Below are 26,070 nucleotides of genomic sequence, written 5' to 3'. Positions count from 1 at the left end.
GATAAAATTCTTTTTTAGATAGCGGTATAACATGGCACTCACTTGTGAAAATTGAATTTTAGGTTGTCATTATTTTTACGAGTATATATAGGAAGTTTTTCATTACCAAGAAAAAAGTTAAATTTTTTTCATGAAAAGTGTTGACCTTTTAAAAATAAGAGTGTAGTATTATACAAGTCGCCACGGTGACACGCTAAAACAAAGCAAAACATGAACCTTGAAAACTGAACAAGCAAAACGTAATCAATAAAGTTTTCAGTAACTAACTTCGGTTAGTGAACGAAACAAAATTTTGGACATCAAAATGATGCCAGCAAAACAATTTGAGCTATTCAAATTTCTTTTATGGAGAGTTTGATCCTGGCTCAGGACGAACGCTGGCGGCGTGCCTAATACATGCAAGTCGAGCGAACAGAGAAGGAGCTTGCTCCTTCGACGTTAGCGGCGGACGGGTGAGTAACACGTGGGCAACCTACCTTATAGTTTGGGATAACTCCGGGAAACCGGGGCTAATACCGAATAATCTGTTTCACCTCATGGTGAAACACTGAAAGACGGTTTCGGCTGTCGCTATAGGATGGGCCCGCGGCGCATTAGCTAGTTGGTGAGGTAACGGCTCACCAAGGCGACGATGCGTAGCCGACCTGAGAGGGTGATCGGCCACACTGGGACTGAGACACGGCCCAGACTCCTACGGGAGGCAGCAGTAGGGAATCTTCCACAATGGGCGAAAGCCTGATGGAGCAACGCCGCGTGAGTGAAGAAGGATTTCGGTTCGTAAAACTCTGTTGTAAGGGAAGAACAAGTACAGTAGTAACTGGCTGTACCTTGACGGTACCTTATTAGAAAGCCACGGCTAACTACGTGCCAGCAGCCGCGGTAATACGTAGGTGGCAAGCGTTGTCCGGAATTATTGGGCGTAAAGCGCGCGCAGGTGGTTTCTTAAGTCTGATGTGAAAGCCCACGGCTCAACCGTGGAGGGTCATTGGAAACTGGGAGACTTGAGTGCAGAAGAGGATAGTGGAATTCCAAGTGTAGCGGTGAAATGCGTAGAGATTTGGAGGAACACCAGTGGCGAAGGCGACTATCTGGTCTGTAACTGACACTGAGGCGCGAAAGCGTGGGGAGCAAACAGGATTAGATACCCTGGTAGTCCACGCCGTAAACGATGAGTGCTAAGTGTTAGGGGGTTTCCGCCCCTTAGTGCTGCAGCTAACGCATTAAGCACTCCGCCTGGGGAGTACGGTCGCAAGACTGAAACTCAAAGGAATTGACGGGGGCCCGCACAAGCGGTGGAGCATGTGGTTTAATTCGAAGCAACGCGAAGAACCTTACCAGGTCTTGACATCCCGTTGACCACTGTAGAGATATAGTTTCCCCTTCGGGGGCAACGGTGACAGGTGGTGCATGGTTGTCGTCAGCTCGTGTCGTGAGATGTTGGGTTAAGTCCCGCAACGAGCGCAACCCTTGATCTTAGTTGCCATCATTTAGTTGGGCACTCTAAGGTGACTGCCGGTGACAAACCGGAGGAAGGTGGGGATGACGTCAAATCATCATGCCCCTTATGACCTGGGCTACACACGTGCTACAATGGACGATACAAACGGTTGCCAACTCGCGAGAGGGAGCTAATCCGATAAAGTCGTTCTCAGTTCGGATTGTAGGCTGCAACTCGCCTACATGAAGCCGGAATCGCTAGTAATCGCGGATCAGCATGCCGCGGTGAATACGTTCCCGGGCCTTGTACACACCGCCCGTCACACCACGAGAGTTTGTAACACCCGAAGTCGGTGAGGTAACCTTTTGGAGCCAGCCGCCGAAGGTGGGATAGATGATTGGGGTGAAGTCGTAACAAGGTAGCCGTATCGGAAGGTGCGGCTGGATCACCTCCTTTCTAAGGATTATTTCGGAATACAAACCTAGGGTTTGTAAGATTACGTTTTGCGTTCAGTTTTGAAGGTTCATTCTTCTTGAATGAAAAGCTTCAAAACTTGTTCTTTGAAAACTGGATAAAACGACATTGAAATTGTAACAAACACATTTATTTTTTTTAAGTTTTTTATAGGCTTAATAACATTAAGAGGTTTCCGATATTTTTATTGAAAGCCGTTAGGTTAAGTTATTAAGGGCGCACGGCGAATGCCTTGGCACTAGGAGCCGAAGAAGGACGGCACTAACACCGATATGCTTCGGGGAGCTGTAAGTGAGCTTTGATCCGGAGATTTCCGAATGGGGGAACCCACTACGTTTAATCGCGTAGTATCTTGACGTGAATACATAGCGTCTTGAAGGCAGACCCAGGGAACTGAAACATCTAAGTACCTGGAGGAAGAGAAAGAAAAATCGATTCCCTGAGTAGCGGCGAGCGAAACGGGAAGAGCCCAAACCAAGAGGCTTGCCTCTTGGGGTTGTAGGACACTCAATACGGAGTTACAAAAGAGCGAGTTAGATGAAGCGACTTGGAAAGGTCCGCCAGAGCAGGTAAAAGCCCTGTAGTCGAAAGTTCGTTCTCTCCTGAGTGGATCCTGAGTACGGCGGAACACGTGAAATTCCGTCGGAATCCGGGAGGACCATCTCCCAAGGCTAAATACTACCTAGTGACCGATAGTGAACCAGTACCGTGAGGGAAAGGTGAAAAGCACCCCGGAAGGGGAGTGAAAGAGATCCTGAAACCGTGTGCCTACAAGTAGTTAGAGCCCGTTAATGGGTGATAGCGTGCCTTTTGTAGAATGAACCGGCGAGTTACGATTACGTGCGAGGTTAAGCTTTAGAAGGCGGAGCCGCAGCGAAAGCGAGTCTGAATAGGGCGAAATAGTACGTGGTCGTAGACCCGAAACCAGGTGATCTACCCATGTCCAGGGTGAAGGTAAGGTAACACTTACTGGAGGCCCGAACCCACGCACGTTGAAAAGTGCGGGGATGAGGTGTGGGTAGCGGAGAAATTCCAATCGAACTTGGAGATAGCTGGTTCTCTCCGAAATAGCTTTAGGGCTAGCCTCGTGATGAGAATACTGGAGGTAGAGCACTGTTTGGACTAGGGGGCCATCCCGGTTTACCGAATTCAGACAAACTCCGAATGCCAGATATTTATACACGGGAGTCAGACTGCGAGTGATAAGATCCGTAGTCAAAAGGGAAACAGCCCAGACCACCAGCTAAGGTCCCAAAGTAATCGTTAAGTGGAAAAGGATGTGGCGTTGCACAGACAACCAGGATGTTGGCTTAGAAGCAGCCATCATTTAAAGAGTGCGTAATAGCTCACTGGTCGAGTGACGCTGCGCCGAAAATGTATCGGGGCTAAACGATTCACCGAAGCTGTGGATTGACATCTACGATGTCAGTGGTAGGAGAGCGTTCTAAGTGCGTTGAAGTCAGACCGGAAGGACTGGTGGAGCGCTTAGAAGTGAGAATGCCGGTATGAGTAGCGAAAGACGGGTGAGAATCCCGTCCACCGTATGACTAAGGTTTCCTGAGGAAGGCTCGTCCGCTCAGGGTTAGTCGGGACCTAAGCCGAGGCCGATAGGCGTAGGCGATGGACAACAGGTTGATATTCCTGTACCACCTCCTCACCGTTTGAGAAATGGGGGGACGCAGTAGGATAGGGTAAGCGCGCTGTTGGTTATGCGCGTCCAAGCAGTAAGGCGTGTGTGTAGGCAAATCCGCACACTGTAACGTTGAGCTGTGATGGCGAGTCCGTATGGACGAAGTTCCTGATTTCACACTGCCAAGAAAAGCCTCTATCGAGGTGAGAGGTGCCCGTACCGCAAACCGACACAGGTAGTCGAGGAGAGAATCCTAAGGTGTGCGAGAGAACTCTCGTTAAGGAACTCGGCAAAATGACCCCGTAACTTCGGGAGAAGGGGTGCTCTTGAGCGTGCAAGCGCATGAGAGCCGCAGTGAATAGGCCCAGGCGACTGTTTAGCAAAAACACAGGTCTCTGCAAAACCGTAAGGTGACGTATAGGGGCTGACGCCTGCCCGGTGCTGGAAGGTTAAGAGGAGTGGTTAGCGCAAGCGAAGCTGCGAATTGAAGCCCCAGTAAACGGCGGCCGTAACTATAACGGTCCTAAGGTAGCGAAATTCCTTGTCGGGTAAGTTCCGACCCGCACGAAAGGCGTAACGATCTGGGCACTGTCTCAACGAGAGACTCGGTGAAATTATAGTACCTGTGAAGATGCAGGTTACCCGCGACAGGACGGAAAGACCCCGTGGAGCTTTACTGTAGCCTGATATTGAATTTTGGTACAACTTGTACAGGATAGGTAGGAGCCAGAGATCTCGGAGCGCCAGCTTCGAAGGAGGCGTCGGTGGGATACTACCCTGGTTGTATTGAAATTCTAACCCATGCCCCTTAGCGGGGCAGGAGACAGTGTCAGGCGGACAGTTTGACTGGGGCGGTCGCCTCCTAAAAGGTAACGGAGGCGCCCAAAGGTTCCCTCAGAATGGTTGGAAATCATTCGTAGAGTGTAAAGGCACAAGGGAGCTTGACTGCGAGACCTACAAGTCGAGCAGGGTCGAAAGACGGGCTTAGTGATCCGGTGGTTCCGCATGGAAGGGCCATCGCTCAACGGATAAAAGCTACCCCGGGGATAACAGGCTTATCTCCCCCAAGAGTCCACATCGACGGGGAGGTTTGGCACCTCGATGTCGGCTCATCGCATCCTGGGGCTGTAGTCGGTCCCAAGGGTTGGGCTGTTCGCCCATTAAAGCGGTACGCGAGCTGGGTTCAGAACGTCGTGAGACAGTTCGGTCCCTATCCGTCGTGGGCGTAGGAAATTTGAGAGGAGCTGTCCTTAGTACGAGAGGACCGGGATGGACACACCGCTGGTGTACCAGTTGTCTTGCCAAAGGCATCGCTGGGTAGCTATGTGTGGACGGGATAAGTGCTGAAAGCATCTAAGCATGAAGCCCCCCTCAAGATGAGATTTCCCATTACGCAAGTAAGTAAGATCCCTCAAAGACGATGAGGTAGATAGGTTCGAGGTGGAAGTGTGGTGACATATGGAGCTGACGAATACTAATCGATCGAGGACTTAACCAAAACGTTTGAAACATTCAATGAACCGTTTATCCAGTTTTGAAAGAACAACTCTTTCAACTGAATAAGTGAAGTGATGATGGCAAAGAGGCCACACCCGTTCCCATACCGAACACGGAAGTTAAGCTCTTTAGCGCCGATGGTAGTTGGGGGCTTCCCCCTGTGAGAGTAGGACATCGCTTCGCTTATTTTTCGTGGAGGATTAGCTCAGCTGGGAGAGCATCTGCCTTACAAGCAGAGGGTCGGCGGTTCGAGCCCGTCATCCTCCACCATTATTTTTAAAACAGTATAGTATTATCGCGGGGTGGAGCAGTGGTAGCTCGTCGGGCTCATAACCCGAAGGTCGTTGGTTCAAATCCAGCCCCCGCAACCAAATGGTCCCGTGGTGTAGCGGTTAACATGCCTGCCTGTCACGCAGGAGATCGCCGGTTCGATCCCGGTCGGGACCGCCATTTTTTTTTGCCGGTGTAGCTCAGTTGGTAGAGCAACTGACTTGTAATCAGTAGGTCGTGGGTTCGACTCCTATCGCCGGCACCATTCCCTTGGAGGGGTAGCGAAGTGGCTAAACGCGGCGGACTGTAAATCCGCTCCTTAGGGTTCGGCGGTTCGAATCCGTCCCCCTCCACCATTTTAGGGGCATAGTTCAACGGTAGAATAGAGGTCTCCAAAACCTTTGGTGTGGGTTCGATTCCTACTGCCCCTGCCAGGTATTGAGGTACTCGTTCATATACAGCTGTTATAATTTATATAGTGGCGATTGTGGCGAAGTGGTTAACGCATCGGATTGTGGTTCCGACATTCGTGGGTTCGATTCCCATCAGTCGCCCCATTTTCAAATTGGGGTATAGCCAAGCGGTAAGGCAACGGATTTTGATTCCGTCATGCCTAGGTTCGAATCCTAGTACCCCAGCCATTTTTCTTTTTTACGAGCCATTAGCTCAGTTGGTAGAGCATCTGACTTTTAATCAGAGGGTCGAAGGTTCGAGTCCTTCATGGCTCATCGTTTTTTAATGAATATTGCGCCCGTAGCTCAATTGGATAGAGCGTCTGACTACGGATCAGAAGGTTATGGGTTCGACTCCTGTCGGGCGCGCCAATAAATTTATGTTTTCGGAATGTAGCTCAGCTTGGTAGAGCACTTGGTTTGGGACCAAGGGGTCGTAGGTTCGAATCCTGTCATTCCGACCATTTTTTATGATAAATGGGGCCTTAGCTCAGCTGGGAGAGCGCCTGCCTTGCACGCAGGAGGTCAGCGGTTCGATCCCGCTAGGCTCCACCAGTTCAATATTTTTGGAGGTATACCCAAGTCTGGCTGAAGGGATCGGTCTTGAAAACCGACAGGCGGGTAACACCGCGCGGGGGTTCGAATCCCTCTACCTCCTCCATTTTGGGTCAGTAGCTCAGTTGGTAGAGCATTAGATTGAAGCTCTAAGTGTCGGCGGTTCGATTCCGTCCTGACCCACCATTATTTGCGGGTGTAGTTTAATGGTAAAACCTCAGCCTTCCAAGCTGATGTCGTGAGTTCGATTCTCATCACCCGCTCCAAAATGGGCCTATAGCTCAGCTGGTTAGAGCGCACGCCTGATAAGCGTGAGGTCGATGGTTCGAGTCCATTTAGGCCCATCATTATTCCGAAGTAGCTCAGTTGGTAGTAGCACCTGACTGTTAATCAGGTTGTCGCAGGTTCGAGTCCTGCCTTCGGAGCCACGGCCCGTTGGTCAAGTGGTTAAGACACCGCCCTTTCACGGCGGTAACACGGGTTCGAATCCCGTACGGGTCATCAAGCATGTAGCACAAATATTGTGTTACATGCTTTTTCTTTTATCAATAAATGATACATTAGTAAAGAGTGAAAGCTACGAATCCGCTATCAATGGTTCAGTAGCTTTTTTACATGACTAATATTTTGTTTCTCCTTTCTATAAGATGTCGCCCACCTCTTTTCCTTCTTCATTCACAATATCTTCTAATCATGATTCGATTCATTATAAATTTGAACAAACTATTTCATATATGCAATATGTATGTTTTTTTATAGCTATTTTCGTGGTGCTTGTCGTTTTGTTCCTCTAATATGAGGATAAGTGGAGGAATCGAAATGAATATACAGGAGATCCAGCAATTTTTAAGTTTATATCAGACAGAACAAGATGAATCAGAGCGTTGGTTAGCGAATAGATTACAACAGATTAAGAATGCAGGTGAGTACGACCCAACAACAGAGGAGCTAGCTTTTGGTGCACGGGTGGCGTGGCGTAATAGTAACAAATGTATTGGTCGTCTGTTTTGGCAATCATTGCATGTAGTAGATGCACGTGCCGTTTTAGATGAACAGGATATTTTTCAAAAACTACTGGAGCATATCGATTATGCAACAAATAGTGGAAAAATCCGTCCAACAATAACAGTATTTGCTTCGAACAGGGTGCGTATATGGAATCATCAGCTAATTCGTTATGCAGGCTATGAAACGGAAGCTGGCGTTATTGGTGATGCACATTCTATTGTTTTTACTAAAGTATGTGAATCGTTAGGTTGGAAAAGTGAGAGGACACCATTCGATGTGTTACCTCTTGTTATACAAGTAGATGAGCGAGCTCCGCAGCTGTTTACAATTCCTGTAGAATATATTTTAGAGGTGCCAATTCGTCATCCAGAGTCAGTGGATGTAGAGAAATTAGGAATGAAATGGTATGCTGTACCCATAATTTCAAGTATGCGTTTTCAAATGGCAGGCATTGATTTCCAAGCCGCACCCTTTAATGGCTGGTATATGGGGACAGAAATCGGTGCACGTAATTTAGCAGATCATGACCGTTATAATATGCTACCAGCTATTGCGGAGGTTTTTAATCTTGATACAACCAAGCAAGCTTCACTTTGGCGTGATCGTGCATTAGTGGAGCTTAATATTGCTGTCCTTCATTCTTTTAAAGAACAAGGCGTGAGCATTGTCGATCATCATACAGCTGCTCAGCAGTTTAAATTGTTTGAAGAAGCAGAGGAATCAGCAGGACGAGACGTTACAGGCAACTGGACATGGCTAATCCCACCACTTTCGCCCGCAACGACTCATATTTTCCATAAACCTTATGTCAATATTTATCATACACCCAATTATTTTTATCAAAAACCATGCTATTAACTGATTGTGGAGAGGACGAAACGCTATGTTGAATGAGCAAATTCCGAGTATCCCGTGGTTACAATTGACGACACCTTATGGAAGAGGAACGGCTATCCCTCAGCTGATTGAACAGGAGCAATATACAGAGCTAGCTGAGTTAGTGGAGCATCAAGGTACACTATGGCAGGTCACACCATGGGCTTTGCTTGTCCTTCTAAAAAAGCTTGCTAGCAAAAATACGGGGGATGTCTCTGTACAAGAAGTAGAGCTTTATTTAGCTGTGGCACATGCAATTTCTGAAGATTATCTAGACCCATCCTATTCAGTTCAAACTATGCAGGAGCTGTTAGATGTCAAATATTTATGGATGGATCACGAAGAGAATGATGAGCTGGAATGGGAGGAGGAAACGCCAAAGGGTTATGAGCAGAAAGCTTTTGTAAGCTATTATTATTTTAGTTATATACTCTTACAAGAGGCTGTTCCTATTTTTGCAGCAGTTATAGCTCACAACAAAGAAACAGCAGACCGTCTTACTGAACTGCTAACCTTACTACAGCAATTGGACAAATAAAACGTCTATACTTATATAGAAGTAAAGCAGATGGGAAATATGAGCAGTTATCCCATCTGCTTTATTTTAATGGACATATTCGTCTTTAGAAGCTCTCATTGAGCAAAAGAAAAGAATGGTCGCCACAGCTACAAAGAGCCAACCAGCAATATTCCAGCCACCAAATAAATCATGTAAGTAGCCAAAAAGAATAGGGCCAATGGCGGCAAATAAATAACCTAATGATTGTGCAAAGCCTGATAAATCTGCTGCCTCAAATGCCGTGCGTGTACGAAGTGTAAAGAACATCATCGCTAAGGCAAATGAAGAACCTCCTGCTAAACCTAAAAGAATCATCCACAGTACCCCAAGACTTGTCCACTCCATGACAACTCCAGTAAAGCCTATTAAATAGAAGAATGTAAACATCACTACAAGAGGTCTTTGAGAAGCCATTTTACTTGCAATGATAGGCACAGCCAATGCCATTGGTACTTGTGAAAATTGCATGATAGAAAACATCCAACCAGCTTTGTCAGGAGCCAATCCCTGGGCGATGTAGATTTCGGGAATCCAAGCAGCAGTCGTATAAAATAATAAAGACTGTAATCCCATTGCACCTGTGACAGCCCAAGTAACAGGTGACTTCCATAAGGGTGTACTCGTCATTTTAGAGGTAGTGGCTGGCTCAGGTTTATTTGATTTCAATTGAGGTATCCAAATTAAAATCGTTACGACCACTAGTACAAGTGCAATGGACAGCGCTCCTTGCCAGCCAAATGATGAATTGGCTATAGGATAGCTAATACCTGCGCCAAGCCCAGCCGTTAAGTTCATCGACATAGTGAAAAATGCCATTAATAAACCAACATGGTATGGAAATTTTAATTTTAATAATCCTGGAATCAGCACATTTCCAAATGATATCGCTATGCCGATGAGTACAGTACCAAATACAAGTAACCCCGTTGTACCAAGGGAACGTAGAACAATCCCCAAGGCTAATAAAATAGTGGATAAAAATAGTGTTAGCTCAAGCCCTAGTTTGCGTGCTACAACGGGCGCAAATGGTGAGATGGTAGCAAAAGCGAGCAATGGAATCGTTGTTAGAAAGCCTGCAAGTACATTAGAAATACCAAGATCGTCACGGATAAATGATATAATAGGGCCAACAACAGTTAGTGGCATTCTTAATGTAGAGGCTATAAAGATAACTCCGAACACTAAAAGTAAGGTTGTTCCCCTCCAGCTAATTTTTTTACTCGGAAAACTAGCGGAATGATCATTTGTAGTCAAAATAAATCCCCCTGTTCGTAACCGCTCTAATTGAACTACTATAACACTTTAACAAACTAATAAAAATAGTAGAAGATTCACAAAATACAGAACATTTATTGTTATATTGAAATGTCAAAGGTCTTATGCTAATATAATAAGCATCATAAATTTAATAATTATATGCCTCATGTTTGTATTGAGGTAGAGGTCGCGATATTTATAAGTATGCTAATGGAAATGACAAGCATTGATGAGATTAGCTGAAAGGGAATATTGCCGAAGTGTGAGGGGACTTGAAAACCTCATGCTGGGGCTGTCTCCGAAAGGAACAGAACTGTCACGTTTGCACAACGTGTTGAGCTATCATTTAGGAAAAACTGAGGATTAACTTAGCCATCACAGTGTATATGTGATGGCATTTTTTTGCCTCGTAAATAGGAAGGAAGCTATATCGTGAGTGAAATAAAAGTAAATCAGCTCGGACATAAAGCGCCAAAGCTGAAAAAAGAATTGAAAAGCCGTCATATCACAATGATTTCTTTAGGCGGTACAATTGGTACGGGACTATTTTTAGCCAGTGGTGGTGCCATTGCACAAGCTGGACCTGGTGGTGCATTGCTTGCCTACGCCCTAATCGGTATTATGGTGTACTTTTTAATGACAAGCTTAGGGGAAATGGCTGCCTATATGCCATCATCCGGTTCATTTAGTACGTATGCAACAAAATTTGTAGATCCAGCACTAGGCTTTGCATTAGGCTGGAACTATTGGTATAACTGGGCAATCACTATTGCAGCAGAAATTGCGGCAGTATCCTTAATTATGAAATATTGGTTCCCTGATAGTTCATCAGCCCTTTGGACAGTATTATTTATTGCTGTTGTACTGTCATTTAATTTACTTTCTGTAAAGAGCTATGGAGAAAGTGAATATTGGTTTGCGATGATTAAAGTAGTGACAGTCATTGTTTTTATTATTATCAGTTTATTAATGATTTTTGGTATTTTAGGTGGACAGGCACCTGTAGGCTTTACTAATTTCTTTATTAGTGATGGACCATTTCACGGTGGCTTCCTAGCTACATTTGGAATTTTCCTAGCAGCCGGATTTTCATTCCAAGGAACAGAGTTACTTGGGATTACAGCAGGTGAAACAGACGATCCAGGAAAAAATATTCCAAAGGCTGTTAAATCCGTATTCTGGCGTATTCTTTTGTTTTATATTTTAGCAATTGGTGCAATCGGAATGTTGATTCCATTTACAGATGAACGCTTATTATCAGAAGATATCGCAGTATCACCGTTTACATTAGTGTTTGACCGCTTAGGTATTGCCTTTGCAGCTTCGTTAATGAATGCCATTATTTTAACGGCTATGCTGTCAGCTGGAAATTCAGGGCTTTATGCATCATCACGTATGCTATGGCAATTAGCAGTGGATGGACATGCGCCTAAGTTCTTCACAAAGCTAAGTCGTCGAGGAATACCAATTTATGCATTGATGGCAACATTAGCTGTAGGTTGCTTAGCTTTTTTAGCGTCTTTCTTTGGTGATGGCGTTGTTTATATTTGGCTGTTAAACGCCTCTGGTATGTCTGGTTTTATTGCATGGCTCGGCATTGCCTTTAGTCATTATCGCTTCCGTCGTGCATTTGAGGCACAGGGCCTAGATCCAAAGCTATTACCTTATAGAGCAAAATTGTACCCGTTTGGACCACTATTTGCCTTTACTGTTTGTATGATTGTGGTCATTGGGCAAAATTACACGGCCTTTACGGGAGACCAAATTGATTGGTATGGGATATTAGTTTCTTATGTTGGAATCCCACTATTTTTACTGTTATGGTTTGGCTACAAAATCAAGCACAAAACAAAAATGCTTTCACTTCAAGAATGTGATTTAAAAGTGGAAGATTAAATAGTAGGGCTGTTCTGTAAACTAATGAATGATTGGTTTATGGGACAGCTTTTTATGTCTTAATCGTCGTTAAAAATATCAAAAAATAATATCATATATAGAGTAATATTAGTATTTACTAACTAGCCATTCGAAAGTCGATGTCTAATCAAATAAAAAACAGGTACCCATTCTTGAACTGCCCCGTAATAGTTAGAAATCAAACTTTTACGGGGCAGTTCATCTCGAGTACCTGATTTTTATTATCCAAATATTGTTTCCCACAGTAAGTAAATATTCAATGTCACAACGATAATAACAACAAACCAACCTAAAAACGTTGTAATACGGTGATTGACTAAACTGCCCATGATGTTTCGTTTGCTTGTAAACATAACAAGAGGGACAAGAGCAAATGCAATACCGAAAGATAAAACAACCTGACTTAGAACGAGCGCATAGGTTGCATTCACGCCTGAAGCAATAATGACTAGAGGCGGCACCATAGTAATCGCTCTACGTAAATAAAGTGGTATTTTTCTTTGAATGAATCCTTGCATGACTACATCACCTGCTAACGTCCCGACAGAGGAGCTAGCTAGCCCGGCAATAAGTAAACCAAGACCAAATGAAATAGCAGCCATGGGGCCGAGCGCATCTTTTAAGCCATTGTAGGCAACATCTAAATCTTCTACAACCACGCCTTGTGTGTGGAAGACTGCTGCAGCAATGATCAGCATGCTCATATTAATCGCTCCGGCAATAATCATAGCGATGATAATATCGATAAATTCAAAACGGAAAATACGTTTTTTTTCATTTTCATTCCGACCAACAATACGATTTTGCGTTAACGATGAATGTAAGTAAATAGCATGAGGCATGACAGTTGCTCCTAAAATACCTGTTGCTAATAATAGTGAATCTACACCTTCAAACTGTGGCGTGAACATGCCAATCGCTACATCGCCCCATTCTGGCTGTGCTAAAAATGTTTGGAAGGCAAATGCTAAGACAACAATTAACACCATGCCCGAAATACCGGCTTCAAAGGCTCTAAATCCTCTTCTTTGAAGTTCTAAAATAGCAAATGAACCAACTGCCGTAATTAATGCTGCGGGCAGCATAGGGATATTGAAGAGCAAGTAAAGCCCTAATGCTGCACCAATAAATTCAGCGAGATCTGTAGCAATGATGACCAATTCAGCCTGTATCCATAAAAAGATGGATGTTTTTTTAGAAAAATGCTCGCGTGCTACTTCAGGCAAGTTTTTACCTGTCGCAATTCCAAGCTTGGCAGATAAGGATTGAATTAACACGGCCATTAAATTAGAAAAGGCTATAACCCAAAGTAGCAGGTAGCCATATTGAGAGCCTGCTGTAATATTTGTAGCAAAATTACCAGGATCGATATAGGCGACGGCTGCAATAAATGCAGGTCCTAAAAATGGTAAAAAGCGTCGCCAACCTTTTATATCTCCATCTAAAACCGCCTCGGCAGACGATTTTGTGACTCGTTTGTAAACCATATTGTTCCCTCGTTTCAAAAAGTATCATTAACGAAATAAAGTTTCCTATAGGAAAATAAGATATTAGTATTCTAACGCTAGGAATCAAAAAAGTGAAGTGGTTTGCTTTAAGTTTCTATAAGTATGTGCCATTCTCATCATTTTCTAATTAGACTTTCACCACCAGCATCGTTTACGATGAAAAGAAAAGATGAAGGACGGATTCGACATGACCAATCGAATTTTAATTATAGAAGATGAAGAAAATATTGCGAGAGTGCTACAGCTTGAGCTTCAATTTGAAGGCTTTGAGGCGGAAATGGCTCATACAGGGACAGATGGTTTGCTTCGTTACCGTGAACAGCCATGGGATTTGATCCTACTTGATGTCATGCTGCCTGAGATGAGTGGCATTGATGTGCTAAAGCGGATTCGTGCAACGGAATCCCAGACACCTGTTATTATGCTTACTGCCAAAAGTGAGGTGGAGGATAAAGTAAAAGGATTGGATTTAGGAGCCAATGATTATGTGACAAAGCCGTTTGAAATTGAAGAATTGCTGGCGCGTATTCGCAATGCTTTACGATTTTCACAAAAGGCTAGTCCAAAACAAGTTGCCCTTGCATTTGGACACTTATCGATAAACGAGCAAACAAGAGAGGTCGTATATTTTAATAAAGATATTCAACTGACACCTCGTGAATATGATTTATTGTTCTATTTACTAAAGCATCCTAAACAAGTACTGACTAGGGAACAGCTACTAGAGGCTGTATGGGGCTATGACTATTATGGGGATACAAATGTTGTGGATGTCTATATTCGCTATGTACGACAAAAGCTTGAAGCTGCTAATGCAACGCCTATTATCCAAACAGTTCGTGGAGTTGGCTATGTGTTGAAGGAACATCGTGATGAGACTTAAAACAAAAATTCATCTACTTACAACATTGCTGATGCTAGTAATATTAGTGGCCACAAACAGTGGAATTTATTTATTGTATGAGAAATCTGCCTATGATACGGAATATCATCAGCTTCAAACACGTGCCAATGATTTAAGCTCCACATTCAGTCAGTTAAATGCTCAAACTAACCTACAGCAAGTATTAAGAGCCTATATGCCGACAGATGGTGCCGTCTACATTTATGATGGAGAGCGTTTAAAAACAAAGGTTCAGGCTACCCTTGACATGCCAGAAGGCCCTTCCATTACCTATACAATGCCTGCTATTTGGATAGACGGAACGGTTGTGGATATCACATTACAGCAATCCATGGAAGAAGTAGAACGGACATTAAGTTTGCTAAAGGTTATATTGATTATTGTATCTGTTATTGCAACGATTCCTATTTTCTTAGCAAGCCTAGTACTTGGGCGACTTATTTTATTACCGCTAGAACGTTTAAATGAGACTATGCGAAAAAGTGCATCGACAGGAAAATATGAAAAAATGGATATACCAGTAAAAGGTGGGGATGAGTTAACAAACATTAACCGTACTTTTAATATGATGATGGAAAAGCTTGAACAGCATTATCGAAAGCAAGAAGAATTTGTATCGAATGCTTCCCATGAATTGAAGACACCCATTACGGTTATTGAAAGCTATGCAAAATTACTGCTCAGAAGAGGTTTTGACAATCGGGAAGTTGCACAGGAATCATTACTAGCTATTGCCAATGAATCATCACGCATGCATGAAATGGTGCTGCAATTGCTAGAACTAGCTAAAAATAATGAGCATCTGGACATTCATTTTGAACAGCTAGAGCTCGCGCCGTTCTTGAATAAAGTGGCTTCCCAAATGCAGCATGCGTATCATCGAGCATTTATAGTTGATGTGAAGAAGCCAAGTTTTGTTTATAGTGATGAAAAAATATTAAAGCAACTACTCTTTATTTTGCTGGATAACGCTAGGAAATATAGTGAGGAGGAAGTGCATATTCTCGCAACAGAAACAGCTAATCATGTATGCATTACCATCCAAGATTTTGGTATTGGTATTCCAGCGGAGCATATTCCACATTTGTTTGAGCGATTTTATCGTGTAACAGGAGATCGTAACCGTAAGACAGGTGGTTCTGGGCTAGGACTTGCCATAGCGCATGGGCTTGCAGAACAATTGGGGATAATGATGGATGTAAAAAGTACAATTGGAGAAGGGTCAAGCTTTACCTTATGTATACCAAAGGAGGGACAACAATGAGAAAGTGGCTGTTGATAATTGTTGTGATTGTCCTTCTCGGTAGCGGAACGTTTTGGTTTATTCAAACGCGTTATTTTCAAGTCGAGCCTCTTAGCGAAGCGGAGGCCATTCGCCATGTTGAAACAATCTATAAAGGTCATGTTACTCAGGTGAAGAAACAAGGAAAAACCTATGAAATGCTCTTTACGCGAGATCATATCAAGTATGGAGCTGTGCTCGATGCTACGACACAACAGGTGACTGATTTAAAAATAAAAGAAGGACAAAGTAAATTACTGTTAACAGAAAAGCAAATCAGGCAGATGGTTAAACAGGAATATGGAGATGTAGAAAGTGTTATGTTAACAGATTCCATTTATACAGTGCGAGTTGAAAAAGATAGCAAGCAAAAAGATATCACACTTGATGGCTATTCCGGTGAAGTATTATCGGAGAAAATGGTGGAGCCACAAGAACAATCTGTAGAAGGGCCTATTATTACTGAGCAGCAAGCCGTTCAAATAGCACTGGAGCAATTGAAGGGAGAGGTGGATTCAGTCGATTTTGAAGAAACCTCAGAGGGTGGTTACTATTTAGTTGAAATTGAAACACAGGATGACGAAGCCACTTTTCAAATTCATGCCGTTTCAGGAAAGGTTCTGTCTGTTACATGGGATGACGAACAATAAATCACTTCTCATGAAATTCTAATGTTCCTCTTATAGTTCTATCATCTTCGCTTGCTAAGCTAAGAATAGATAAAACAAAGGAGAGATGAATATGAAAAAAATAATTATGATTCCAGCATTGGTAGTTACTCTTGGGGTTGGAGCAGCAATTGGCTCGACAACTTTATTATCAGGAAATGCGCAAGAAAATAAGGTATTAACAATACAGCAGATTGAGAAGAAAGCATTAGCAATAGTTGATGGGACTGTTGCGGATATCGAATTTGATCAAAATCAATTCCGCTCTATTTACGAAGTAGAGGTGCATACCGAGACAGCGGAATATGATTTAAAATTTGATGCTTATACGGGAAAATTACTGAAGCAGAAAAAAGAGCGTCGAGATGACGATGATTGGGATAATTACATTTCTGTTAGCACGCCAACAGCGAAAATTATTACAAAAGAACAGGCTATCGAAACAGCCTTAACGAAAGCAAATGGTACCGTGACAAAAATTAAGCTGGATGATGGCTTATATGAAATAGAATTGAAAGATGGTCAGTATGAATATGAAGTAGATGTGGATGCAATGACAGGGAACATTGTTGATTTTGAACAAGATATGGAAGACTAAAAGAGCGAGCTGTCTTAAAAGTAGAGCATACTTTTAAGACAGTTTTTTGTTGTAGCGAGAGTATTGGCAGCAATGACGAGTATTAACATATGCTCGAAAAAAGTCTATGTTTTTCACTCGTGAAAATGAAAAATTTTCTTCTTTACTTTTTCAATCAGCAGGCGTAATATGACATCATTATAAAAGTTTCAAATTTCTAAATCGCTGAAGCAACTAAACGCGGGGGAACCAATTTTGATGTATGGCATAAGCCATTCTTGGGGTGAATCTCTTCCATTTGGAGGGGTAGGGCTACTCAGGCCCGAATCCGACAGCTAACCTCGTAAGCGTTAAGAGCAGAAAAGTGGAGCTTGGCAGACGGATGAACGTCTACAAGTCTTATTTAGTGATGACTTGTAGACGTTTTTTGATGTTATTTAGAGAGGCGAAACACATTCTATGAAACTAGAAGGTGTTTATCAATGAAATCCTCATTCAAACGTTATGTAATCGGCAAACCATTAAGATCCGATGAGTTAGGGGAACAAAAGCTTAGTAAAGCAAAGGCATTGGCAATCTTATCGTCCGATGCTTTGTCTTCAGTAGCCTATGGACCAGAACAAATTTTAATTGTTCTTATGACAGTGGGCACACTTGCCCTTTGGTATTCTTTACCGATTGCCGTTGGAGTGGTCGTTCTGCTTGTGGCACTGATTTTATCTTATCGTCAGGTTATTTTTGCTTATCCACATGGTGGTGGCGCTTATGTAGTATCGCGAGAAAATTTAGGAGTGAATGCAGGTCTTGTAGCTGGAGGCTCTTTGCTTGTTGATTATATTTTAACAGTAGCAGTTAGTGTTTCAGCAGGTACAGATGCTATTACATCGGCATTTCCAAGCCTTCATCCATACAATGTACCCATTGCTATCGTTTTTGTGATTTTCTTAACAATTTTAAACCTACGAGGTGTAACAGAGTCAGCCTCTATCTTGGCATACCCAGTCTATCTATTTGTAGGCGTTATGCTCTTGTTAATTGGGATTGGGCTCTATCAGGTTACAACTGGTCAGGTGCCAGCAGAGCTGCATCCAAAGGTTGGTACACCAGTGGCAGGGATTAGCTTATTTATTTTATTAAAGGCATTTGCCTCAGGTAGCTCAGCGTTAACCGGGGTAGAAGCTATTTCTAATGCTATTCCTAATTTTAGAAATCCTGCTCCTAATAATGCAGCAAAAACACTTTTAGCGATGGGCGCCATTTTAGCTGTTTTATTTATTGGTATTGTAAGTTTAGCTTATTTTTATGGGATTGCCCCAACGGCAGAGGCAACAGTAGTTTCCCAACTGGCAGAAGCTAGTGTTGGTCGAAATCTCTTTTATTATATTGTGCAAGGTATAACAGCAATGATTTTAGTACTTGCCGCAAACACAGGGTATTCAGCCTTTCCATTGCTTGCTGTGAATTTATCGAAGGATGGTTTTATCCCAAGAATATTCCAAATTCGTGGAGATCGTCTTGGTTATTCAAATGGCATCATGATGCTAGGTGTTGCGGCCATTGTCTTAATTATTCTTTTTGATGGTGCCACAGAGCATTTAATTCCGCTATATGCAGTTGGGGTATTTATTCCGTTTACATTAGCGCAAACGGGAATGATGCGAAAATGGTGGCGCGAAAAACCTAAAGGTTGGGTAGCAAAATTTTCTATCAATACAATTGGAGCAGCGATCTCTTTCATTGTAGCTATGATGTTCTTTGTGACAAAAATGCCCCAAGTATGGCCAGTGTTCGTCTTTTTACCAATCATTATTTTTGTATTTCATCGGATTAAGCACCATTATCAAGCCGTTGGAGAACAATTGAGATTGAATCAGGAGGAGCTGACTACTATTGAGGGAAATGTGTTCATTGTGCCAGTCGCTGGTATAACAAAGGTAGTTGAAAACTCTCTTCATTATGCTAAATCACTTAAGGTGGATAAAGTGATCGCCTTTTATGTAGCTTTCGATCAAGCAGAAGCAAAAGCTTTTGAAGAGAAGTGGAACGCATGGCAACCTGATGTACGGTTAGTGACTTACTATTCACCATATCGTAGCATTACACAGCCATTGATGAAATTTATTGATAAAGTAGAGCACCATTGTACTAAAACAAATCATAAAGTGACGGTTGTGATTCCTCAATTTCTACCGAAAAAAGGGTGGCATCATATGCTACACAACCAATCGAGTCTACTCATTCGTACGACACTGTTATTTCACAGAAATGTCGTCATTATGACAGTCCCTTTTCATTTATCAAAATAATGCTAGCAAGCTAGAAAATAGTCTGTTATAATCAGTACGTTGATTGAAAACACGAACGTTTGCAATTGAAAAGTTGCGAAATACCATTAAATTCCGAAAAATCAAACTTTATTTCGTAAAAGTTATAGGTTCTTGCCGAATAAAGTGATAAATTGGATATTCTGATAGTTTCATACAAATCCACTCATATAATAGCGAGAATAGGGCTCGCAAGTTTCTACCGATTTACCGTAAATAAATCGACTATGGGTAGCAATGCTTTTAGAGAACTTCAATTATAATGATGTTTTCTATTCGTTTCGACGTTTTTACGCTGAATGCTTTGCTCCACTCGTAGCTGAATGGAAACAAGGTATTTAGCGTTTTTTATTACTCTGAAAGAAAGAAGGATATAAAAGAAATGAAGTTATTACAAGACAAAATTATGCAAGAGGGTAAAGTATTATCTTCATCCGTATTAAAAGTTGATTCATTTTTAAACCATCAAATTGATCCAATATTAATGAAGGAAATTGGGCATGAATTCGCAAACCGTTTCTCTGATCAAGTGATTACAAAGATTTTAACAATAGAATCTTCAGGTATTGCACCATCTGTTATGTTAGGGTTAGAAATTGGCGCGCCTGTCGTGTTTGCTCGTAAACGCAAATCGTTAACACTTTCAGATAACCTTTATTCATCAAAGGTACATTCGTTTACAAAAAATGAAACAAATGAGATCTCTGTATCACGTAATTTCTTAAATGAGGACGATAATATTTTAATTGTTGATGATTTCTTAGCAAATGGTGAAGCTGTCAAAGGCTTACTAGATATTGCTGCACAAGCTGGTGCGCATGTTGTGGGTGTGGGCATCGTTATTGAAAAGGGCTTCCAAGATGGTGGAAAATTATTGCGTGAGCAGGGAGTTCGCGTTGAGTCATTAGCGATTGTAGACTCTCTTGAAGATGGCAATGTAACATTTGCTACGGAGGCTCGCTCGTAATGAATACCTTTAAATCAACTGCGCTAGCGATTCAACATTTACTTGCGATGTATGCTGGAGCCATTTTAGTGCCACTGATTATTGGTGGAGCAATTGGCTTTGATTCAACACAAATGACGTATTTAGTAGCAATTGATATTATGATGTGCGGGATTGCAACACTTTTACAGGTATATTCAGGTAAATTCATCGGGATTGGCTTACCTGTAGTACTTGGCTGTACATTCACAGCAGTAAGTCCAATTATTGCGATCGGCACCAATCCAGAGCAAGGTATTACAGATATTTATGGTTCTATTATTGCCTCTGGTGTAATTGTAATGATTATTGCGGGCTTCTTCGGCAAGCTTGTGAAATTCTTCCCTCCAGTAGTAACTGGATCCGTTGTTTCGATTATCGGTATTTCCTTATTACCAGTAGCTTTAAACAATATGGCAGGTGGACAAGGTGCTGAGGATTTTGCTTCTGCTTCTAATGTGGCATTAGCGTTTATTACATTAATCATTATTTTAATCGTGTATCGTTTTTCTACAGGTTTTGTTCGTGCGATTTCTATTCTGATTGGATTAGTAGTAGGTACCGTTTTAGGTGCATTCATGGACAAAGTGGATTTCACGCCAGTAGCGGATGCTAATGTATTTCACATGGTACAACCTTTCTACTTTGGCATGCCAACATTTGATGTAACGGCAATTATCACCATGACACTTGTAGCAATGGTATCTTTAGTAGAGTCATCTGGTGTCTATTTTGCACTAAGTGATATTTGTAATAAAAAATTAGATTCAAAGGATTTAGCTCGCGGCTATCGTTCAGAAGGTCTAGCTTCAGTAATCGGTGGTATTTTCAATGCCTTTCCTTACACAACATTCTCACAAAACGTGGGACTTACGCGTATGTCAGGCGTTAAGGACCGTAAAGTCATTTACATCACTGGTGGATTATTAGTAGCACTTGGCTTCCTACCGAAAATCGCAGCGTTAACAACGATTATTCCAACATCCGTACTAGGTGCAGCGATGCTTGCGATGTTCGGAATGGTGATTACACAAGGTATGGGGATGCTTGTACCAGTTATGAATGAGTCAGCTGAGAATGCGATGATTGCTGCGATTGCAGTAAGTTTAGGGGTCGGTGTATCAGTCGTTCCTGGCATTTTTGATGCACTACCAGAAAAAGTGTCTATTTTAACATCCAACGGTATCGTCTGTGGTTCTGTCACAGCGATTATCCTTAATATTTTATTCAATATGATTGGGCCTAAGCATAAGCAAGACCCGATGCATGGTGAAGTATAAAGGGAAAATTAAATAACTTTCATCTAAATACCCCACATGTTTTGATGAAAAGAACGTTGTAAAGTCGCCTATCTTTTGGCTATTAATTTAGTTGAAAGTAGGTGGCTTTTTTGTATGCGTAAAAGATTATTCTTTAGAAGAACAAGCTAAATTGAAATTCAGGTTATTAAGTTTTTTCTTATTTTTATTCTGCCAAAAAGGGGAAAGAAGTTAGAAAAGTATACTTCATAACTTATGATGAGCACTATATATTTTTTGTTCAATGGTTAGAGCTCTTGAATATAAAATAACTAAAGAAATGAAATAGTAGTCGCAAAATTGACATCAGACGTATTCGGAAGAAATTTAACTTTTTGTAATTGGATTAATTTGATATATGAATTAATTGTGAAAATTGGGAAAAAGTAATATTTACCATTTATGTAAAATGGATTATAATAATATTTGTGATACATATTATGAAAATGGAGGTATTAATTTACATGTTAAAAAAACTTATATTAGGTGCAACAACAGTAGGATTGTCTTTAGGGATTGCTGCCAATGCAAATGCAGAAGAACCTATTGAAACTAATTTACCACATCAAGGGAATACAGTGATTAGCATAGATCTTCCTATTACTACTTTTAGTAATCAAATATATGAAAGAGTTTTTGAGCTGTATCCTAAAAGCCAGTATCAGATGGCAGCAGATACTCCTAAAACAAAATTTGTGTATAAACAACTAAATAATGGAAATAAATACGGAGGAACACTAAGCAAAGAAACCACAACCATTGAACACGGTGGCGTAAATGGTGACTATTGGAAAGTCTGGTATTCTGGTATGCTATCAAGATATCTTGATTAGTTTTTAGTAAGAGGCTGGGACAAAACTAGCTGATATTCAAGATAAAAGGGAAATCGATGTTGTTCGATTTCCCTTTTTACTTATTTGACTAAGTTTTTTGATTTTCTTTACCTCATTTCTTGATTAATGGCAATATATTTCCGAACTGCCATTAATGCTAAACGTATTTCGTTTTCAACCTTCGATTTTCCTCGTATTAAAAACCGAATGGAACTCAAATTAGCCTTTAAGAATCCAAAAACTGGGTCTGCATCGACTTTGCGTTTTCGATAGATGGCACTCGTTTTCTCTTCCGAAAGCTTGACTCTAACATATTCTTTTTGCTGTTTCCATTTTTCATTCACCATGATTTTCTAATTGGTGCCTTCCTTTGCTTTTGTACAAGATGAACGGAATGAACATCCTAAACAGTCTTCTCATGAACGTACGTTGAAAGCATGTACAATATTCCGTACAGATGGATATTCCAATTCTAGACGTTTCTGATGTTGGGTTATGTCCCAGTCTCTTTTTGATCGTATTCATAATATTGTGAGTGACCTGAAGTAATAACATCCTATTTTCGAAAATTAAGCTATAAAAATGTGACATTTCATGCTAATGGATTATGGAGCTGGCGAGAGTCGAGATTTTCACCCTCCATTTCCTATCATTTCTGAACATTGTTTTTTACAATTAAATAAAAAATCCTTTTAGCAGTCTAGTACTTACTTCAAGATAATATGGAAATACGCTAAATTTATTTTTATTGATACTTGTATCAATAGCACTACTTTCCCTTGTTTACATATAATCATCATTATTAATTATTTTACTCACTTTAAAATGATTTTTTCTTTCGAATCTGTTTCATACCATTGGTCAAACAAGAACCACTTTCCAAAAATATATAAATTTGTGTCTAAGTGCGATTAACATATCTCATAAGCAATACTTAGGTAGTATTATATCGCGCAATTAGTTTAGAAGAGCACTTTTAAAGCAATGCCATCTGCAATGTTTAAAATTAGGTTATAAGGGGAATTTAAAAATGAGGATGGTTTTTAATAGAATGTAATTCTCTCTTTCAACATACACTTATATATAACTACTCTGAGAAAGGTCTAGTACAAATGCAAAGTATCGTTTTAATATTAATTCTTCAATTAGTTTATGTACCTTTTTTAACATTGCGAACAATATTTTTGGTAAAGAATATCACATTCCTTGCTGCGATATTTGGTATGCTGGAGATGTTAGTGTATGTATTTGGCCTTTCACTCGTTTTTAGTGGGAAGCAAAGCATGTTATCTATGGTTGTCTATGCAGTTGGATTTGGATTAGGTATATTTTTAGGAGCAAAAATAGAACGTAAGCTAGCGATAGGCTATGTTTATACAACCATTAATACGCAAAATAAGAATGAAGAGCTTGTGAAATTTCTTCGTAACGAAGGGTTTGCAGTCACGATTTATATCGGAGAAGGGCGAGATAGTAATCGCTATAAATATGAAATTTTAACGAAGAGAAATCGTGAAGGGAAGCTCTTTCAAATAGTAGAGCAATTTGAGCCGAATGCCTTTATTATCTCGTATGAGCCTAAATCATTTAAGGGCGGCTTTTTGCTTGCTCGTATGAAGGCTAAGCAAAAATAATTTAATAAGGAAGGACCTCTGCTAAATGCCGAGGTCCCTTTTTTAGGATGTTAATTAAATTTTGTTTCTACCCAGTCTTTAAATAAACTAAAGTCTGTGTAGACAATTTCCTTGTAGCTCATGGCTTGTAAAATTGTATGCTCTATAAATACATCACGCTCTTTGCCGATCGCTTTTAAAATCTCCTCCTCACTGTGATAGGTAAAAACATGAGAATAATCGATATCAGCTCGTGCATGTATTTTAGCAGCAATTTTCCCCATAAGTGATGTTGTAGTAAAGTAATCCTCTACATCCTTATAGTTTTTAGGCTTAATCTTCTTTTTATAAGGAGAACGTTCACGAATATAAAATTCCTGTCCATTCATCGTGATAAAGGCTAAATGTGGGTCCTCTAAATGGTGCATAGCTTTTTGAGTTCCGACTACACGTGCTCCCTGATGCTCATAATGAGCCCAAAATAGTTCCTGATAAGGGAGGAAGTAGGCAGGAATTGCTGTACGTACCTCTTTCATTTCTAACACTAAATCCTCGACTCCTGACGCACCTTTTTCGTCTTCCACTAAAATATAGTAACGTTTTAAACCGATAGAAGCTGTACCAGAGCCATACTTATAAGCTATGTCCCTAATTTTATATGTAGATAGTGCGTTTGAAATGGCGCTGTATTCTTCACTAGTAACAGGTTGAATTTCTTCATTCCATAAGAAGGCACGCTGACCATCCTCATTTACATACGAAATATCCTGTAAAAAATGAGATCGCTGGCGTTTATCAAGCTTTTTCAATAATCTCTTTGCTGGTCCCTTTGTATTGTCCTTTGTGAACATCAAGGTTAAAGGATTATCCTGCTTACGCTGGAATCGTTTTAGCTGATCTATGTAGCTACGGAGAAAATACTGAATAGCCGTTTCCTGAGTTGTCTTATGTAAGCCTTGTTCTTCTAAATAGAGCGCAATACTGACGCTCATGCGAATAATATCGTATAAATAAGAGCCGACATAGCCCTCATCGAAATCATTAACATCAAAAACAATCTCGCCTGCCTCATTTTGAAAAGCACCGAAGTTATCCATATGCATATCACCTTGAATCCAAGTTGGTTTTCTATCAGGAGTATGGAAGATTGAGGCGGATTTTGTCATATCAAAATAAAATAGATAGGCACTTCCACGGAAAAAGCGAAATGGGCTTTCAAGCATTTTACGGTATTTTTCCAAGCGCTGTCCCTCTGTTAAACTCATTCGTTGAACATCAAATTCTTCAAAGATTGTTTCTAATTGTTCTTGTCTTAAAAAAGTTCTAGTATGTTTAACTTGTTCCAATAAAGCATGCTCCATACAATAATCCCCTTTGTTAAATCAAAATTTACCTGTATATACGAAAAATAATTGAATAGGTTTCGAAGAAATTTAGCAAATGTTCTCGATAAAAATGGTTATACATCTAAGGGTATTTCATAACATGTTCGATAACCTATTTTCATACTATAAGACATGCTTAATCACGGAGGGGGGTTATATGTATTTCTTTACAAAAGGTCTTGTCATTATAGTAGGAAGTATTTCATTGTCGTTAGGAATTAATTTATTTTTAACGCCATATGAAATTTTAGATGGGGGAGTAGTAGGGTTAGCGCTTATATTACATTACCTATATAAGCTCAAAATCGGTTTAATGATCATTATTATTAGTATTCCTATTTTTATTATTGCTTGGTTTAAATATAGAGCCTATTTTTACAATAGTATACACGGCTTAATAGCATCTTCCGTAATTATTGATTTGTTAAAGCCTGTGCGAAATCTTGTCCAAATGGATGCGCTTTACAGTGCCATTTTTGGAGGTATACTTGTTGGCTTCGGCATTGGTCTGATGCTGCGTTTTCAGACAAGCACAGGGGGGACAGACTTAATCGCTCAATTTATCTGTGACAAGACAGGTATCAATGTTGGAATATTAATATTTTTTATTGATTCCATTGTTATTGTTATAGGAGGCTTCCTACTATCCACATCGACCTTCCTATTATCCATTATTACCGTATTGGTAGTAGGCATTACGACAAGTGTTATTACTAGTCGAAGTCGAGTATCAGGAACGTAAAAATAGTCCCAGTATAAA

At 40.9% G+C, this 26,070-nt stretch carries 17 protein-coding genes, 18 tRNA genes, 3 rRNA genes and 3 riboswitches; of the genes, 34 read left to right on the top strand and 4 right to left on the bottom strand.

The window, feature by feature from the left end; translation table 11 throughout:
* Positions 1–342 precede the first annotated feature (342 nt).
* The 23 genes from MHI34_RS06100 to MHI34_RS05990 all read left to right on the top strand — a co-directional run bounded on the left by MHI34_RS06100 (position 343) and on the right by MHI34_RS05990 (position 8,738).
* Positions 343–1,894 (top strand): 16S ribosomal RNA (locus MHI34_RS06100).
* Positions 1,895–2,112: 218 nt separating this feature from the next.
* A 23S ribosomal RNA gene (locus MHI34_RS06095) occupies positions 2,113–5,040 on the top strand.
* Between the two features lie 66 nt (positions 5,041–5,106).
* Positions 5,107–5,222, top strand: a 5S ribosomal RNA gene (gene rrf / locus MHI34_RS06090).
* Together the 16S, 23S and 5S rRNA genes with 18 tRNA genes alongside form the textbook arrangement of a ribosomal RNA operon.
* Positions 5,223–5,233: 11 nt before the next feature.
* A tRNA-Val gene (locus tag MHI34_RS06085) sits at positions 5,234–5,309 on the top strand.
* 26 nt (positions 5,310–5,335) lie between these two features.
* Positions 5,336–5,410, top strand: a tRNA-Met gene (locus tag MHI34_RS06080).
* A 3-nt stretch (positions 5,411–5,413) separates the two neighbouring features.
* Positions 5,414–5,489, top strand: a tRNA-Asp gene (locus MHI34_RS06075).
* A gap of 9 nt (positions 5,490–5,498) precedes the next feature.
* Positions 5,499–5,574 (top strand) — tRNA-Thr (locus MHI34_RS06070).
* 7 nt (positions 5,575–5,581) lie between these two features.
* Positions 5,582–5,665 (top strand) — tRNA-Tyr (locus tag MHI34_RS06065).
* A gap of 4 nt (positions 5,666–5,669) precedes the next feature.
* Positions 5,670–5,743 (top strand) — tRNA-Trp (locus tag MHI34_RS06060).
* Positions 5,744–5,790: 47 nt separating this feature from the next.
* Positions 5,791–5,866, top strand: a tRNA-His gene (locus MHI34_RS06055).
* 9 nt (positions 5,867–5,875) lie between these two features.
* A tRNA-Gln gene (locus MHI34_RS06050) sits at positions 5,876–5,950 on the top strand.
* A gap of 14 nt (positions 5,951–5,964) precedes the next feature.
* Positions 5,965–6,037: transfer RNA gene (locus MHI34_RS06045), tRNA-Lys, on the top strand.
* A gap of 19 nt (positions 6,038–6,056) precedes the next feature.
* Positions 6,057–6,133 (top strand) — tRNA-Arg (locus tag MHI34_RS06040).
* Between the two features lie 15 nt (positions 6,134–6,148).
* Positions 6,149–6,225, top strand: a tRNA-Pro gene (locus MHI34_RS06035).
* A 15-nt stretch (positions 6,226–6,240) separates the two neighbouring features.
* Positions 6,241–6,316: transfer RNA gene (locus tag MHI34_RS06030), tRNA-Ala, on the top strand.
* Positions 6,317–6,329: 13 nt separating this feature from the next.
* Positions 6,330–6,422, top strand: a tRNA-Ser gene (locus MHI34_RS06025).
* 4 nt (positions 6,423–6,426) lie between these two features.
* A tRNA-Phe gene (locus tag MHI34_RS06020) sits at positions 6,427–6,502 on the top strand.
* A gap of 6 nt (positions 6,503–6,508) precedes the next feature.
* Positions 6,509–6,582, top strand: a tRNA-Gly gene (locus MHI34_RS06015).
* Between the two features lie 4 nt (positions 6,583–6,586).
* Positions 6,587–6,660, top strand: a tRNA-Ile gene (locus tag MHI34_RS06010).
* A 7-nt stretch (positions 6,661–6,667) separates the two neighbouring features.
* Positions 6,668–6,744: transfer RNA gene (locus MHI34_RS06005), tRNA-Asn, on the top strand.
* Position 6,745: 1 nt separating this feature from the next.
* Positions 6,746–6,817: transfer RNA gene (locus MHI34_RS06000), tRNA-Glu, on the top strand.
* Between the two features lie 318 nt (positions 6,818–7,135).
* Complete coding sequence (locus MHI34_RS05995; RefSeq protein ID WP_089934917.1) at positions 7,136–8,182, top strand: nitric oxide synthase oxygenase; 1,047 nt, start codon at positions 7,136–7,138, stop codon at positions 8,180–8,182.
* Positions 8,183–8,207: 25 nt separating this feature from the next.
* On the top strand, positions 8,208–8,738 hold the full coding sequence (locus tag MHI34_RS05990) for a hypothetical protein (protein WP_271912108.1): 531 nt from the start codon (positions 8,208–8,210) through the stop codon (positions 8,736–8,738).
* Positions 8,739–8,804: 66 nt separating this feature from the next.
* Here MHI34_RS05990 and MHI34_RS05985 read toward each other — a convergent pair whose 3' ends face one another.
* Positions 8,805–10,013 carry an MFS transporter gene (locus MHI34_RS05985; RefSeq protein ID WP_058845206.1) on the bottom strand — a complete coding sequence of 403 codons (1,209 nt, stop codon included), beginning with the start codon at positions 10,011–10,013 and terminating at the stop codon, positions 8,805–8,807.
* Positions 10,014–10,189: 176 nt separating this feature from the next.
* A riboswitch (Lysine riboswitch) is annotated at positions 10,190–10,366 on the top strand.
* 82 nt (positions 10,367–10,448) lie between these two features.
* Here MHI34_RS05985 and MHI34_RS05980 point away from each other — a divergent pair.
* Positions 10,449–11,912: an amino acid permease gene (locus MHI34_RS05980; protein ID WP_036122023.1), complete on the top strand. Its 1,464-nt coding sequence runs from the start codon at positions 10,449–10,451 to the stop codon at positions 11,910–11,912.
* A gap of 242 nt (positions 11,913–12,154) precedes the next feature.
* On the opposite strand, the gene MHI34_RS05975 is transcribed toward MHI34_RS05980, so the two are convergent.
* Positions 12,155–13,420, bottom strand: a complete 1,266-nt coding sequence (locus MHI34_RS05975; RefSeq protein WP_089934921.1) for an Nramp family divalent metal transporter — start codon at positions 13,418–13,420, stop codon at positions 12,155–12,157.
* Between the two features lie 208 nt (positions 13,421–13,628).
* Between MHI34_RS05975 and MHI34_RS05970 the strand changes: the two genes are divergently transcribed.
* The 8 genes from MHI34_RS05970 to MHI34_RS05935 all read left to right on the top strand — a co-directional run bounded on the left by MHI34_RS05970 (position 13,629) and on the right by MHI34_RS05935 (position 22,312).
* Positions 13,629–14,324: a response regulator transcription factor gene (locus tag MHI34_RS05970; RefSeq protein WP_271912110.1), complete on the top strand. Its 696-nt coding sequence runs from the start codon at positions 13,629–13,631 to the stop codon at positions 14,322–14,324.
* Positions 14,314–15,609 (top strand): HAMP domain-containing sensor histidine kinase, encoded by a 1,296-nt coding sequence (locus MHI34_RS05965; protein WP_058845208.1) that lies wholly within the window; start codon positions 14,314–14,316, stop codon positions 15,607–15,609. Before MHI34_RS05970 ends, MHI34_RS05965 begins: the two co-directional genes overlap by 11 nt.
* On the top strand, positions 15,606–16,277 hold the full coding sequence (locus MHI34_RS05960; protein ID WP_058845209.1) for a PepSY domain-containing protein: 672 nt from the start codon (positions 15,606–15,608) through the stop codon (positions 16,275–16,277). Before MHI34_RS05965 ends, MHI34_RS05960 begins: the two co-directional genes overlap by 4 nt.
* A gap of 91 nt (positions 16,278–16,368) precedes the next feature.
* Positions 16,369–16,893 (top strand): PepSY domain-containing protein, encoded by a 525-nt coding sequence (locus MHI34_RS05955; RefSeq protein ID WP_058845210.1) that lies wholly within the window; start codon positions 16,369–16,371, stop codon positions 16,891–16,893.
* Positions 16,894–17,085: 192 nt separating this feature from the next.
* Positions 17,086–17,236: riboswitch (cyclic di-AMP (ydaO/yuaA leader) on the top strand.
* A gap of 118 nt (positions 17,237–17,354) precedes the next feature.
* Positions 17,355–19,178, top strand: a complete 1,824-nt coding sequence (locus MHI34_RS05950) for an APC family permease (protein WP_342504258.1) — start codon at positions 17,355–17,357, stop codon at positions 19,176–19,178.
* A gap of 164 nt (positions 19,179–19,342) precedes the next feature.
* A riboswitch (purine riboswitch) is annotated at positions 19,343–19,444 on the top strand.
* 134 nt (positions 19,445–19,578) lie between these two features.
* Positions 19,579–20,163 (top strand): xanthine phosphoribosyltransferase, encoded by a 585-nt coding sequence (locus MHI34_RS05945; protein WP_058845212.1) that lies wholly within the window; start codon positions 19,579–19,581, stop codon positions 20,161–20,163.
* Positions 20,163–21,461, top strand: a complete 1,299-nt coding sequence (locus MHI34_RS05940; RefSeq protein ID WP_036121997.1) for a nucleobase:cation symporter-2 family protein — start codon at positions 20,163–20,165, stop codon at positions 21,459–21,461. Before MHI34_RS05945 ends, MHI34_RS05940 begins: the two co-directional genes overlap by 1 nt.
* 482 nt (positions 21,462–21,943) lie before the next feature.
* On the top strand, positions 21,944–22,312 hold the full coding sequence (locus MHI34_RS05935) for a hypothetical protein (RefSeq protein WP_058845213.1): 369 nt from the start codon (positions 21,944–21,946) through the stop codon (positions 22,310–22,312).
* A gap of 107 nt (positions 22,313–22,419) precedes the next feature.
* Here the strand turns inward: MHI34_RS05935 and MHI34_RS05930 are convergent, their stop codons facing one another.
* Entirely contained in the window at positions 22,420–22,659 is a 240-nt protein-coding gene (locus MHI34_RS05930) for a transposase (RefSeq protein WP_058845214.1), read from the bottom strand.
* Positions 22,660–23,424: 765 nt separating this feature from the next.
* On the opposite strand from MHI34_RS05930, the gene MHI34_RS05925 reads away from it, so the two are divergent.
* Positions 23,425–23,946, top strand: a complete 522-nt coding sequence (locus tag MHI34_RS05925; protein WP_342504257.1) for a DUF2179 domain-containing protein — start codon at positions 23,425–23,427, stop codon at positions 23,944–23,946.
* Between the two features lie 50 nt (positions 23,947–23,996).
* Here the strand turns inward: MHI34_RS05925 and MHI34_RS05920 are convergent, their stop codons facing one another.
* On the bottom strand, positions 23,997–25,286 hold the full coding sequence (locus MHI34_RS05920) for a DUF2252 family protein (RefSeq protein WP_036121994.1): 1,290 nt from the start codon (positions 25,284–25,286) through the stop codon (positions 23,997–23,999).
* Between the two features lie 181 nt (positions 25,287–25,467).
* Here MHI34_RS05920 and MHI34_RS05915 point away from each other — a divergent pair, with 181 nt between their 5' ends.
* Complete coding sequence (locus MHI34_RS05915) at positions 25,468–26,052, top strand: YitT family protein (protein WP_340812426.1); 585 nt, start codon at positions 25,468–25,470, stop codon at positions 26,050–26,052.
* The last annotated feature ends 18 nt before the right edge of the window (positions 26,053–26,070 follow it).

It is taken from the genome of Lysinibacillus sp. FSL L8-0126, from assembly GCF_038630385.1.
Taxonomy (GTDB): domain Bacteria; phylum Bacillota; class Bacilli; order Bacillales_A; family Planococcaceae; genus Lysinibacillus; species Lysinibacillus fusiformis_D.
This window is presented reverse-complemented; position numbering and strand designations above follow the sequence as displayed.